Below are 14,528 nucleotides of genomic sequence, written 5' to 3' on the forward strand. Positions count from 1 at the left end.
AAGTGGAATGACTAAATATTTTTAAAGCATCATTATGAACACGGCTATTTACTATAAATTGGAGCAATTTCAGCTTGTATATTAACAATAACGCGATGCCGGAATTGCCTGAGTGGTTGTCTTTATACCTTGATAAATCACATGGACATGATGAACTAGCAAACCACAGTGGTTTAAACCCAGAACATTGGGATACTTTATTTAAGCGTTTAGCTAGCCTAACAGCAGATGATGTTAGTAGCCGCGCTACAGAAATTAGCCAATTACTACAAAATGGCAATATTAAAAATGAAAGTAATAAGCAATGGCACTTCGACCCGTTGCCTTTTATGTTATCAAAAGCTGATTGGACCTTGCTCGAAGAGGGAATAAAACAAAGAACCCTTCTATTAAATAAAATTCAGCAAGATATTTACGGTGACCAAACTCTATTAGTTGATGGCCATATTCCTGCAAAGCAGCTTTTTCAAGACCCTAATTACTTACGCGAAGGTTTTAGTTTACCTAGTAACGAATTAACACTTTTTTTTACAGCATTAGATGTTTACCGCACGCCAACAGGCGAATTTAAAGTATTAAGCGATCATTGCCAGTGCCCGCTGGGCTTAGGGCTATTAATTAAAAGCCGTATTATTGCAAGGCGTGTAATGGCTGAAGAATTTGCAGAATGTAATGTTCAGCAAATTAAAGAGTTTTTAAACCTATTCCAAGAGGGTATTAATGAATATACCCACTATATGGATGACCCACGCATTGTAATTCTCACCCAAGGAATTGATGACCCTAACTACAACGAGCATGCATTCCTATCTACCTACTTTGGCTACACATTAGTACAAAGCGCCGACTTAACCGTACGTGGTGGTGACGTTTGTTTAAAATCGTTACAAGGCTTGGGTAAAATTAATGTCATTTTACGCTGGGTTTCTGATCGTTGTATTGACTCTTTAGAGCAAACTGAATATTCACTTCATGGTATTCCGGGCTTATTACAATCGGTACGACAAGGGTCGGTTAAGGTTTTAAACCCGTTTGGTAGCGGTGTGCTCTCGTCACCTTCAATAAAGTGCAACTTAGAAAAGTTATCGCAGCAAATTTTAAAACAACCGCTGTTATTAGGTGAGCCAAATTATTTAAGTGTAAAAGAAGCGCAAGCCGTTGATTGGAATAACCTCGAACTACTATCTGCTATAGACCCTACACTCAAGTTAGATGGAGTGTTAGACGAGCAAGAAATAAAGCTACTTATTAGCAAAGAACCCGATAATTACTTTTTCCAAGAAAAACCTTCTTTTAGCAGTGCACCATTTTGGCATGACGGGCAATTAATCTCCAAGCCAGTGGTATTTAGATGCTATGCATTAACCACTGAAAATGGCGTAGAAGTACTTCCTTCAGCACTGTGTTTTTCGAACGAAAAAAGTAACAACCCGAGAATATCTGGTTGGATCAAAGATACATGGATAAATACAGCCGATAGAGTTGATTTAGGCGAGCATAATCCACCGGTGCCAATTAGAAAAAGAATGGATGTAACGCTACTCGAAGGGGTTATTTCGAGCCGTACGGCTGAGCACCTTTTTTGGTTGGGCCGATACTTAGAACGCTGCGAAAATACCATACGTATATTGCGTATTTTTATAGACAAGTACACCGAATTTTCTGTTTACCCAGATTCAATACGAAAAAGTATAGTTGCACGGCTTTCTAATGCCATTAGGTCGCAATATATTGTTTATCCCTATATAGAACCTGATTTAAAACTAGATGGCATTGATGTAAATCTGTCTAAAGAAACTGCTTTTCAACTCCTTGCAGACGAGCAATGCGCTGGCAGTATTATTAATACATTAAAGTACATTGCTAATGCGTCGGTGCAAATTCAAGAATTACTATCTCATGATAGCCGCCGAATAATTGATGATATTAATGAGCAAATTAAAGTATTTAAAAATGTAAATATTAATATTCCAACGCGTGCAATGCAAAGCAGCCTAGATAGAGTTATAGGCTCAATTATGGCTTTTAATGGCTCGATTACAGATTGTATGCCAAATAGTAATGGCTGGTTTTTACTCGAAATGGGCAGAAGAGTAGAGCGTAGCTTACAAATAACATCATTAAGTGCGGCTTTATTAACCAAAGAGTTAGACGAGCCCGAAGAGCTTGGCTTACTTGAAGCAGTACTAAGTTGCCAAGTTAGTTTAGTTACGCATAAGCGCCGATACAGAATGTATCAAACCATTGGTACAGGACTTGAGCTATTACTTTTAGATGCTGAATACCCACGTTCTTTATTATTTCAGTTAGAGGAAATTAATAAGTTGTGTAAGCATTTACCCACAAAACGCAGACAAGGTGTGATTGCGGCACACGAAAAAGCAATTTTACTATCTAAAACAAGTTGTTATGTAACTGAGAAAGATTACCTACAAAAAAGTGAAAATAGACAACGTAACCAGTTAATCGAATTTAACCATAATACGCGTATGAACTTAGATACATTTTGTGATGTATTATTACTACAGTATTTTTCTCATACCCAAACGGCAAATAAATTGAACTGGACTAATATTGAGCAAGCTCAATCGTGAAATATAAAATAAAGCACTCGACTACATACAACTATTCAGACTTTGTTAGTTTGTGTCAAAACCAAGCGCGATTAACGCCAAAAACGAATCGCGGGCAAATATGCCACAGTAGTCGTATAGAAATTGAACCTACTCCGACTTACTTACAAACATTTACTGATTATTTTAATAATCAGGTAACAGCGTTTGAAATAGCAATACAGCATAAAAAACTTAAAGTAACGATGATCAGCGAGGTAGAACTGTTAGTCGGCGCTAATAGCAATTTAGAGAGTGTTGATATTGCTTGGCGAAAAGTACGTGATTTATTGGTTAAACCAAATACGGCGGAATTATTAAAAACGTCTGAATTTGTACTACCTTCACAGCTTATTCCAATAGATAAAGGAATTAAGGAATACGCATTAATTTCGTTTGATGCACACAAAAATATAATTTCTGCGTGCACAGATTTAATGGCACGGATTTTTCATGAATTTCATTATGATCCTGGTTTTACAACAATTAGTACGCCTTTGAGCACTGTTTTTGCACAAAAAAGGGGCGTTTGCCAAGACTTTGCACACTTTGCGCTTGCATGCTTACGCAGCGTAGGGTTAGCAGGTCGATACGTAAGTGGGTACATAGAAACCATGCCGCCAGAAGGCGAAGAAAAGCTAGAAGGTGCAGATGCAACTCATGCATGGTTTGCGGTATTTGTGCCAAACTTTGGCTGGGTTGATTTTGATCCAACAAATAATGTTTTACCACGCGATCAGCATATTACTCTAGCCGTAGGGCGAGACTTTTCTGACGTAACTCCTTTAAAAGGAGTGGTATTTGGTGGCGGTAGTCAATTGCTTGATGTAGCGGTTGATATGATTCGAATGGAATAGCAGTTTAACTACGTCATATATGATGATGGATAAGGTGAAAGAGTGTATGAAAATTGATTGGAAAGCGTACCAAACAAAAGGTTTCTTTGATGAATTAATTGATGCACAAGGAAACGTTAGATCGCATGGAACACAATTAGCACAATTTTTTGCTAATTTATCAGCAGAAGAATTAGTAAAAGCCAGAGCGGTTGCTGATTTAGCAATTAAAGAAATGGGTATTACTTTCACGGTTTACAACGAAGGTAATATGATTGATAGAGCCTGGCCGTTTGATATTATTCCTCGAACTATTGGTAAAAAAGAATGGCAAAGCGTAGAGGTTGGTTTAAAGCAACGTGTTGAAGCGCTTAACCTTTTTATAGATGATTTATACCACGACCAAAAAATAATAAAAGATGGTGTTTTTCCAAAAGGGTTACTAGAAAAATCAGTTAACTTTCGCGAGCAATGCGTGGGAATAAACCCGCCAAATAAGATATGGGCGCATATTTGTGGCTCAGATTTAGTACGCGATGGTAGCGGTACAATGTATGTGCTTGAGGATAACCTGCGTGTTCCTTCTGGTGTATCTTATATGCTTGAAAATCGCTCTGTAATGAAGCGTGTATTCCCTGAATTATTTGAGCAAGTATCGATTTTACCTGTTGATGATTACCCTTCACAATTATTTGATATGCTAGCGGCAATGTCGCCTCGTCCACAAGATAAACCAGAAGTTGTGGTACTTACTCCTGGGGTATTTAACTCCGCTTATTTTGAGCATTGTTACCTTGCCCAAGAAATGGGTTGCGAACTGGTAGAAGGGCGCGATTTAGTTGTTGAAAAAGATGACTGTGTATACATGAGAACAATCACAGGGCTACAACGAGTTGATGTTATTTATCGTCGTATAGATGATTTATTTTTAGACCCAGAAGCCTTTTTACCAGAATCCCAACTTGGCGTTCCTGGATTAATGCGTGCTTGGTCTAAAGGTAATGTGGCTTTAGTTAATGCACCAGGCGCAGGTGTTGCTGATGACAAAGTAGTTTACGCCTATGTACCTGAGATGATTAAGTACTACTTAGGCGAGGAAGCTAAACTTGCTAATGTCCCAACGTTCAAATGTTTAGATCCGAAAGAATGCGACCATGTGATTAAAAATATCGATAAGCTTGTTGTTAAACCTGCAAATGAATCTGGCGGATATGGATTATTAATTGGTCCTAAATCGACTAAAAAAGAACAAGAAGCGTGTATTGCTCAAATTAAAGCGGACCCACGAAATTGGGTAGCTCAACCAACATTAGATTTATCAACAGTACCAACATTTGATGGTAATAAACCAGATGGTCGACATACCGATTTAAGACCGTTTATTTTATCATCAGGTAAAGATACGCAAGTTACCACTGGTGGATTAACGCGTGTTGCTATGGTTAAAGGCTCTTTGGTGGTTAATTCATCACAAGGTGGTGGCAGTAAAGATACTTGGATTGTTGACGAAGAGGCTAAATAATATGTTATCAAGAGTAGGCGAAACTTTATATTGGGTATCTCGATACATTGAGCGCGCGGAGAATGTGGCTCGTTTAATCAACGTTAACAATTTACTGATGATGGACTTACCCAAAGGCGTATGTACCGGCTGGGAGCCATTAATTGATATTATTGGTGTACGCAAAGCGTATTCAGAAAACCATACTGATTTTTCTGAGCAAAAAGCATTAAGGTATTTACTTGTTGGTAGTGATAATAGCTCGTCAATTTTAAACTCTATTACTTCGGCACGAGAAAGCGCGCGTACAATTCGTGATGTAATACCGCGAGACGTATGGGAAGAAATAAACTCTCTGTATTATTATGTAAAAGACAATCAAAAAGAAGGGATAACAAAGCGCGGGCGTTTTGAGTATTTAAAAAAGATTATAGATTCAGCCCATCAAATATTTGGGGCGTTAGATGCCACAATTAATCATGATCAGGGCTATGTTTTTATCCGTTTTGGTTCGATTATAGAGCGCGCAGACATGACATCGCGAATTTTAGATATTCGCTCTGCTACGTTAATTACTAATGAAGAAGAAGTGAAGCCGTTTGATAATATTCAGTGGATCAGTTTATTGCGCTCATTAAGTGCTTATCAAATGTATCGCCAAGAAATGGGCGTTAGAGTACAGCGTGCAGATGTAATAGAATTTGTGATGCACAGCAAAGTATTCCCACGATCTATTTTATTTTGTATGAATGAATTAAAAGCATTGGTTTTACCTTTGCCAAACTCAACAGAAATTATTAAATCAATTGATGATGCAATTGTTGAGTTAGAAAATAAAGACGTACGAGTACTTAAAAATGGTCTGTTGCATGACTTTATCGATGAAATACAAATAGACTTAGCTGGAATACATAACGGACTGGCCGAAACGTATTTTTTAAAACAAGCAGAATAATAAAAACTGTATATTGTTAAATGACTGCTTAGTCTTAAGCGGTCATTTTTTTGCTTAAATTTATTTATAATAATTTTAAAACCTGCATAATTAATCTTTACTTCCTCATCCGTTGGTATCGCAATGAAAATCATCTCGACTAATATCTCTAAAATTAAAACTCTTATTCATAATGGTAAAGAGGTGAAAACGGGAATATTCAAAACGCCAACTAACGAACCTGTTGTTATTGAAAAGCTAAATATTATAGGGGATGAGCAAGCTGATTTAGTTAATCACGGCGGGGTTGATAAAGCGGTTTACGCGTTTTCGCACAATCATTATGATTATTGGAAACAAACCCTCGAGAATGATGATTTGGCAGTAGGTGCCTTTGGCGAAAACTTCACGATTTCTGACCTTGATGAAGCGAATATACACATAGGTGACCATATTCGAATTGGTACTGCATTACTTGAAGTAAGCCAGCCTCGTGTGCCTTGTTTTAAATTAGCTATCGCCCTTAATAATAAAAACAGCCTTAAACTGTTTACGCAGCATTACTGCACTGGCGTGTATTTTAGGGTACTAGAGCAGGGCGTTGCAAAAACGGGTGATAGTGTTGTTATCGAGAAGAAAGCCTCGCACGACATATCAGTAAAAAAACTGTTCCAGGCTTTTTTTGATAAAAAATATCCAGATTATGAAAGTGTATTATTAGCAGCACTCGAATTGCCGGAGCTTGCTCTTGAGTGGCAAACTAAAATTAAAAAGAAGCTTTGTATTAAAAATGAACTAAGTTAAGCGTAAATTGTTATTTATAGAGGAGCTAGTAAAAAAGATAAAACCTGCTATACCTAATGTGATAAATACTATAATTATTATAGTGTTATTAAAAAACTGTTGGGTTAGTAGCTAAAATAGGTGTCGTATATGAATATCTCCAGAAAACTGATGCTTATTGTGATTTTAACAGCTGCAGAGGTAAGTATTACTGTTTACTCAGCTTTTGAAATAGCTAAAGGGGCCAAGTTTCACCAACTTAATTTTCTTCACTTAAAATATACTCATCAACTTACTAAGTCAGTTAAAAAAATAGAAAATGATCTCCCCATAGATATAAATACCATTGAGTCAGATATATTGTTAATTAGGCAGCAACCAATTGACTGTATTGAAGAAATAAATCCATTAAATTATGCTGTTATGAAATTTATTAACACAGAGCAAACTTTAACAATTTGTGAAAAAGATATAGAAATTGCGGATAAAACACTACTGTCAGTTACTCAGTATGAAAAAGGTGAGCTCAGTAGAGCTGATTTTTTACTAAACCTTAATGTTGCACTTGTCAGCTTTAACAAACATTCTGAGATGTTTGAAGAACCAATCAGAAAAACAGTATCGTTTATACTAATGACGTTAATTCCACTTGTTATCGTCATATCTTTTTTTAATATTATTTTTATAAGTTACCTTTCTCGTACTATATCCAGCTCTATTCGAAATCTTACCCTGCTCTTATCAAGTAAACCCGAAAGCAATATTAACCTAGATGATGAGCTTGATATAAAAACGTCGGGTGAATTAAAAGCACTCGTTATCGCGGCCAGGCAGCGGATTAAAAATGATCTTTTAAATATTGAAAACAGTATTGAACTCAAAGAGATTATAAATAGCCAAACAGCCTCCCTGCAGCAAGCAAATGACGAACTTGCACAGTTTGCTTATCGAGCTTCCCATGACCTGAAATCACCGCTGTCAGGGGCTAAATCCCTAGCGCATTTTGTTATTGAAGATATAAAAGCGGGAGACACTGAAGAGGCAAGTCGAAATGCACTGGTTATCTATCAGCAAATGGAAAAATTAGAAACACTTGTCGTTGATATTTTATTGTTAGCGAAAGCTGAAATTGGTAGTGAAGATAGAGATGTAATTGACTTTAATCAGTTAATTATTGATATGAAAGAACGACTGTCTTGGCTCATGAAAGATAATCCTTGTACGCTCGAAACAACAATTAACTTATCAGTACCTATAAAATCAGAAAAAGCGCGTTTTGCCCAAATTATTGAAAACTTAATTTCAAACGGGTTGAAGTATTACGATAGAAACAAAGACTCACCTTATGTTCGCTGTGATATTTTTAATGAACAAGAGACGTTTTTTATTACTGTTACAGATAACGGATTGGGAATACCACAAAAGCATCAAAGTGAAGTGTTTGATATGTTTAAGCGATTTCATGCACAGACGAGTACGGGCTCTGGTTTAGGGATGGCGCTGGTTAAAAAACATATTGAGTATTTAAATGGTGAAGTATCACTGCAAAGCTCTGATAAAGGCACAACGTTTAAAATAATAATACCAATGGATAAGCTAACATGACAAAAATTAAACCTCCTATATTAATTGTCGATGACAATGAAGTTGACCGATATATTCTTAAAAGACTAATTAAAGAAGCTAAATTAGAGCTGACGATTTTTGAAAAGAAAGATGGTCAAGAAGCGTTAGAATTTCTCGAAAATTATGAATCTAATAGAATAAAGTATCCGGATGGATTTCCTCCAATACTTATATTTTTGGACATTAATATGCCAAAAGTTAATGGTATTCAATTTTTAGAGAAGTTCTCTAAACTCAGAAAGATGATAGAGATAAGCTCGTGTGTTGTTATGATGTTTAGCTCATCTGAAAGAGAAGAAGAAAAAAAGATTATAATGTCACACGATTTTGTAAAAGGTTACCTTGTAAAAGGAAGCTTTCAGGCAGCAGAATTAAAAGAAAAAGTCTTGGCTGTCATAGGTCAGCATTTAGATAAATACAGCTGATGTGCATGTATTTTAAGTTTTAACCTATTAGGCTGTGCCAATTGAAGAGCCTTTAGTTTGAGTATGTGGCTCAAACCAAAGGTTTTTAGCTTAAAGTTATATAGGTGTCTGATTTAAGCTTCAATTTTACAGAGGCTCAAAATAACCTATTTATTTAAGGATGATTTTTTACAATAGTCATCGAGTATCAAGTTAATCTCGTTTGCAAGCATAGGTTTTGAAAATAGAAAACCTTGCAAGTAGTCTATGTTTAGTTTTTTACATAGCTGATGTTGGGCTTTCGTTTCGATTCCTTCAGCTACCACAAAAAAATCTAATTTTTTTAGCATTAAAGATAAACTCTCGATTATTTTTAATCGCTTATTATTTTCTCCATCCAACGACTGCATGCTTTTGTCTAATTTTACTATATCAATAGGGTAAGATATTAGATGAGATATGGATGAGTACCCCATACCAAAATCGTCCAAAGCAATCCTAAATCCCTTGTTAGACAAAGAAGTTAATATCTCAATCACTTCTTTACTATTTTCCATAAAAGCTGTTTCTGTTATTTCAAGAATAATACTGTTGGTTTTTAAGTTGTATGTTTTGACTGTCTCTAATAAATAGCTCTCTAAAATCTCTTTTTGTAGCTGAATAGGTGAAATATTGATAGATAGTGTTAAGGGAGTTTCATAGCTTTGCTGCCATAAAGATAACTGCTCTAAAGCGCTCGCAATTATCCATTTTCCAAGAGGGGCTATTAATCGGCACTCTTCAGCAATAGGAATAAATTCATCAGGAGTATAATGAATGGTTGTACCTGGCCAACGGATAAGGGCTTCGACACCTGTCATTATTTGTGTTTTTGAACAATAAACAGGTTGATAAAATAGCCTAAAGTTTTTTTCCTCTATATGCTCTTTTATACTATTTTGAATATCTACTCGGCGACTAAATTCGTACTGATATTGCTCTTTGTAAAAGCTAATTCTACTTTTACCACTTTGCTTTGAGCGATACATTGCAATGTCAGCACATTTTAGCAGTTCATGAGATTCAGTAGCATCATTTGGGTATATGGCACTTCCTATACTAACACTGCAATTTAAAGTTCTACCTTCATGTAAAAAGGGTTTTGACACTTCAGCTAAAATTCTATTTGCTATCATACCTATTTGATTAATATTGCAAATCCCACCTATTATAACTGCAAATTCATCACCACCTAATCGAGCAAATCCTTCGTTTTGTCTTAGGCAACTATTAATTCTGTGCACGGTTTGTATTAAAATTTCGTCGCCGACACTATGCCCAAGCGTATCATTAATATTTTTGAAGTTATCTAAATCTAAAGCAAGTAACGCCACGCAGTTTTTAGCACGTTTATTATTGGCTATCATTACTTTTAGTATTTCTTCAAAATGATATCGATTGGACAAACCAGTAAGCTGATCCCTCTCAGCCATATGCTTAACAGCAAGATAACTGTTATGCATACGTTGCTCTGCTTCAAAACGTTTTTTTGCATATATAAGAGCCTTATTTAAACTGCTTCCTGTTATATCTCCTTTAGGTAAAAAATCTTGAGCACCGGCTTCTATACACTCAATTGCCAAGGTTGAATTTTCTGAAGAGCTGATCATGATAATTGCGGTATTACCGAGTTTAGGTTTTTTGCGCATTTCAATTAGCATTTCAATACCGTCTTCTTTGGGCATATTATAATCGAGTAGTATTATATCAAAGTGCGTGTCTTCAATGGCTTTCAAGCCCTCGGGTACGCACGTTACTTCGGTAATGTCATGATGATGAGAGCCATCAGAAATAAGCATTTTTTTAATTAATTTGCGATCAACTAAGTCATCATCAACAATTAAAATATTCATAAGTTCCTTCTAAGAGCAGCATCTACATGATGCTCGTTTATAATTGATAATTTCATAGTTAAAATTTTGGCCAATAAATAGTGAATGTACTGCCAAGCTTTCCATCGGAGGCTACTTCAATTTTTCCCCTGTAATTAATAATGAGCTTATTGGCAATGCAGAGTCCAATGCCGCTACCTTCAACGTCATCTCGAGATTGTAATGTTTGAAATAACTTAAATATGATTGAAAAATATTTAGGGTTAATTCCTGGACCATTATCTTTTATTTCAATAATGTAATATTGATTAGAGGGGATAAGTGAAATGTCGATAACCGAGTGCTCTTTATTGTTATGTTTTATTGCATTACTAATAAGATTTTGAAAAACAGTTTTAAAAGGGATCAGTGGTATATCGAGTACTTCGTTATTGGCGTGTATATCAACAGTGACAGCTTGTGGAACTTCTAAAATTTGTTCTATATCTTGGTAAAGACTTTCTAAAGATATGTTTGCACGAGTTGAATCACAGCTATTTATTCTCGAGTAGCTTAGTAAATCTTCTAGCAGTACTTGCATTCTATTAGCTCGGCTGAGCACAAGCTGAAAATTTTCTAGGTGCTCCTGAGGGAGTAAATCTTTGCAATCATCATAAACCCATTCTAATAAACGTTTTATAGCATTTAATGGTGACTTGAGATCGTGTGAAGCAATACTGGTAAATTCATCAAGTTCATCGCTCATTTTTTGTAATTTTTTAATTAAGCGATCTTTTTCAGTTTCGTCTTCCTTGTTTTGCTCGCAAATTGTTGAGTTAAACTTAGCACTGTTTATTTTATCTAATAATTTTTTACGTTGGACTAACTGATTTACAAAGTTTTTTTGTAAACTATTTAAAATTGATTTTTCTTTTTCGGTAAGTAGTGAATCACTTGCTCGCTCGAATATCAACCATCCAAACTTAAGACCTGAGGGCAAAATAATAGACGATATAACTCTAAATATTTTAAGGTCATGCTCAATAATCGATTCATTAAAAACGTCATCAGATAGTTGCTCTTTAGCTACTGTTATTTTTGAACCTGATTTATATAGCTCGACAGCACGTTGAGGCAGGTTAGCAACAATAGAGAATGAGCTTGCATCAAAAATGTTTAAAATTAGCTCAGCAAAGCTTTTTAAGCTTGTTTGAATGTCATTATCAAGAGAGGTAGTTAATTGCTGCTCATCTATTAATGATACACCTTCTAAATAACTCTCTACATTGGGCATTCAAACTCCTACAACAGTATTAAATAAATATGCCTCATTAAAATGAGATGCAACAAATGATTAACTTATTGTAGTTGATTATTTTGAATGTGTTGAATTATTCACTTTATAAATTAACGCCAAATTAAAGCCTTACCTTATTATAGTCAGTAGCTTATGAATCTATTTTCTAATAAGGTAAAACTAAGTCTGATCGTGAAATTTATAACTTAATAAATAACTATTATGTAGGGTAGTGTTCTTACTAAAGAGCAACATGCCCAAGTAAAAACAGCATATTTAATCGCTCAGTTGTACAATTTTTTGCGCTACGCTAAATAAGGTTTTATGCGTATCCATTGCTTGTTTTTGTAGCTGTTTATGGGCTTGCTCTTCGGTGAGTTTTAATTGTTCAATAAGTATGTACTTGGCTTGGTGAATAACCTTTTGCTCACTAATAACTTTTTTAGCGTCAAGTAACGCTTGGTTTATTTGTTTAATATGCTGGCTTTGCTCGATAATTAAATCGTACATACTTTTATTACTATTGAGCTTATCGGCCGCTATATTTTGGCTTACTTCTGGCTCTGGTTGCTTAATGGCTAATTGCCCAAAAGTCGGGGCTATGTGCTGCTCTGCCATATTGTTAAGTACTTGCTTATTTGTATTTAAACTACGTTGAGCACAGGCTATTTGCATTGCTGCGGTATCAATTAATTGATCTGCTATGTTTTGTTCAATTTTGTGCATTATATCTATGCGCGTAGTGGTTACTTCATACCATACTTCGCTTAGTTGCGAGAGCGGTTGAGCATTCTCGTCATCGAGTTTTTGCAGCAAACTTCTAAGTTGCTCTACCTGATTATTAACCTGATGTGTTGTTAACGAGGCGAAGCATTTTAAAAGGTGCGCATCGGCGTACTCATTAAAAAAGTCAAAACTGTGGTTTTGCTCTTGTACAAAATGCGCGAGTTGTTGTTTTTGCTCAGTGGTAAATTTACTCGCGGCAAATGCTTGTGCACCGCAGGCACGTTCTTGTCCTGCATACTCTTTACCTTGCATAAAGTTAAAAAATGCAACTAATAAACGCGTTATTTTAGGATCGCTTGCGCCATCTGCTGCCTCTAAAATAATATTGAGTAAACTAGCAATTAACTGAGTGAACGACTGCGTAGCATGCACTGCACTAATGTTTTGTTGTGCTATTTGATTGCGTAGTTCGGGCAATGCGTCAAGTGTTTGCAGGCTATAGGTAATTAAATTAAATAACCGAGTATGACCAGTATCGGCGTTGTCGTTTATAAATGTTTGTTTAAGAGAATCATAAAATGCAGTTTGTGCGCTGCTGCTTAAAGGGATTTGTTCTTGTAATTGGGTTTTAAATCGCTCGCGATTTGAGGCCAAAAATATATTACTCATTGCACGTTCTTTTTGTAACTGATGTACAAAATCGCCTAATTTAGTAAGCGAGGCACAACTGTTTTGTAATTGCTTTAGCGCGTGTATTTCTTGATACTTAGCCGCTAATAAAAACTGTTTTGTGAGAGGATTGCTTGTCGCCATTGGTATTATTCCACACTTTTTTGTTTTTAAAGTGCAACCACTGTTCCAATCATTAATAAATTTCATCATTGAATTTAAAATCAAGCTAATACAATTGCTTAAAGTGTTATTTTTATTTGTCACTGTGTTTCTATAATTTAACTTACCATTACTTTTAACTTATTTGGTGCATTTAAGTATGTTATTGCACACAACTTGAACCCAAATTAAAAACAAAAAAAAGCGCCTACTCCTGGGGAGGTAGTAAGCGCGAAAAGTGCATTATTCATTTTACGTCATGCGTTAACATTTATACTGTTTAGTAACTCAGGACTAATAGCCATTTTATAATTTATTACTTCGCCAATCATAATTAGGGTAGGGCCTTGAAGGTTGTGTTTAGCATGCTCATTTACAACATGCTCAAGCGTACTGGTAATTACTTTTTGCTTAGTAGTAGTGGCATTCTCTATTAGTGCGATGGGTGTATTACTTGGCCAGCCCACTGATTGCAAACCGCAGCTTAGCGTTTGTAAGCGCGAAAGCCCCATATAAACCACTAAAGTGGGGTTGTTGTTTGCAGGCATAAACGCGTAATTTTGCCAATGAGGTTGCTTGTTAGGATCGGCAAACTGCGCTGTTAAAAATGTAACACTACGCGCTACATCGCGTGCAGTGAGCGGAATACCCGTATAAGCGGACGTAGCACAAGCCGTTGTCACACCCGGAACAATAGCAAAATTAATATTATGCTCACTAAGCGCATCGGCTTCTTCGTTAATACGTGCAAATATACTCGGATCGCCGCCTTTTAAACGCACTACGTTTAAGCCTTGTTGTGCGTATTTAACCAGTAGTTCGCAAATGTTAGCTTGGGTCATCGAATGTTTACCCGCACGTTTACCTACAAATACTCGCTGTGCTTTTTTAGGAAGCGTTTTTAATAAATCATCGCTTACTAACCAATCGTATAAAACAACATCGGCGGTATTAATTAAACGCTGCGCTTTTACTGTAATTAGCTCTGCGTCTCCTGGGCCCGCACCAATTATATAAACGTTGCCGCTTTTGACGCTGCGACTATTTGAGCTTGTTAGCTTAGTAACAAGCTTATTTAGCCACACGTTTTCAATACCCGAAAAATAAGACAGTACACTCATACTATTC

At 36.0% G+C, this 14,528-nt stretch carries 11 protein-coding genes; 7 read left to right on the top strand and 4 right to left on the bottom strand.

Going from position 1 to position 14,528, the window contains the following annotated elements:
- Positions 1-74: 74 nt before the first annotated feature.
- The 7 genes from H5160_RS12205 (at position 75) to H5160_RS12235 (ending at position 8,717) form a co-directional block, all read left to right on the top strand.
- Positions 75-2,594 (top strand): circularly permuted type 2 ATP-grasp protein, encoded by a 2,520-nt coding sequence (locus H5160_RS12205; protein WP_182737616.1) that lies wholly within the window; start codon positions 75-77, stop codon positions 2,592-2,594.
- Positions 2,591-3,469 (top strand): transglutaminase family protein, encoded by an 879-nt coding sequence (locus tag H5160_RS12210; protein WP_182737618.1) that lies wholly within the window; start codon positions 2,591-2,593, stop codon positions 3,467-3,469. Before H5160_RS12205 ends, H5160_RS12210 begins: the two co-directional genes overlap by 4 nt.
- A gap of 46 nt (positions 3,470-3,515) precedes the next feature.
- Entirely contained in the window at positions 3,516-4,970 is a 1,455-nt protein-coding gene (locus tag H5160_RS12215) for a circularly permuted type 2 ATP-grasp protein (RefSeq protein WP_024604870.1), read from the top strand.
- Position 4,971: 1 nt separating this feature from the next.
- Positions 4,972-5,904: an alpha-E domain-containing protein gene (locus H5160_RS12220; protein ID WP_101216455.1), complete on the top strand. Its 933-nt coding sequence runs from the start codon at positions 4,972-4,974 to the stop codon at positions 5,902-5,904.
- A 123-nt stretch (positions 5,905-6,027) separates the two neighbouring features.
- The gene (locus H5160_RS12225; RefSeq protein ID WP_024604871.1) at positions 6,028-6,687 is read left to right on the top strand and encodes an MOSC domain-containing protein; all 660 of its coding nucleotides are present in this window, start codon (positions 6,028-6,030) and stop codon (positions 6,685-6,687) included.
- A gap of 129 nt (positions 6,688-6,816) precedes the next feature.
- Complete coding sequence (locus H5160_RS12230) at positions 6,817-8,271, top strand: ATP-binding protein (protein ID WP_182737620.1); 1,455 nt, start codon at positions 6,817-6,819, stop codon at positions 8,269-8,271.
- Positions 8,268-8,717, top strand: a complete 450-nt coding sequence (locus H5160_RS12235; protein WP_182737622.1) for a response regulator — start codon at positions 8,268-8,270, stop codon at positions 8,715-8,717. Before H5160_RS12230 ends, H5160_RS12235 begins: the two co-directional genes overlap by 4 nt.
- 146 nt (positions 8,718-8,863) lie before the next feature.
- On the opposite strand, the gene H5160_RS12240 is transcribed toward H5160_RS12235, so the two are convergent.
- The 4 genes from H5160_RS12240 to cobA form a co-directional block, all read right to left on the bottom strand.
- Entirely contained in the window at positions 8,864-10,588 is a 1,725-nt protein-coding gene (locus H5160_RS12240) for a GGDEF domain-containing response regulator (protein ID WP_182737624.1), read from the bottom strand.
- Between the two features lie 58 nt (positions 10,589-10,646).
- Positions 10,647-11,840 carry an ATP-binding protein gene (locus H5160_RS12245; protein ID WP_182737626.1) on the bottom strand — a complete coding sequence of 398 codons (1,194 nt, stop codon included), beginning with the start codon at positions 11,838-11,840 and terminating at the stop codon, positions 10,647-10,649.
- Between the two features lie 279 nt (positions 11,841-12,119).
- Positions 12,120-13,382, bottom strand: a complete 1,263-nt coding sequence (locus H5160_RS12250) for a nitrate- and nitrite sensing domain-containing protein (RefSeq protein WP_182737628.1) — start codon at positions 13,380-13,382, stop codon at positions 12,120-12,122.
- A gap of 275 nt (positions 13,383-13,657) precedes the next feature.
- Complete coding sequence (gene cobA / locus H5160_RS12255) at positions 13,658-14,521, bottom strand: uroporphyrinogen-III C-methyltransferase (protein WP_182737630.1); 864 nt, start codon at positions 14,519-14,521, stop codon at positions 13,658-13,660.
- Between the last annotated feature and the right edge of the window lie 7 nt (positions 14,522-14,528).

Source organism: Pseudoalteromonas sp. SG43-4 (genome assembly GCF_014164325.1).
In the GTDB taxonomy this organism is placed as follows: Bacteria; Pseudomonadota; Gammaproteobacteria; order Enterobacterales; family Alteromonadaceae; genus Pseudoalteromonas; species Pseudoalteromonas distincta.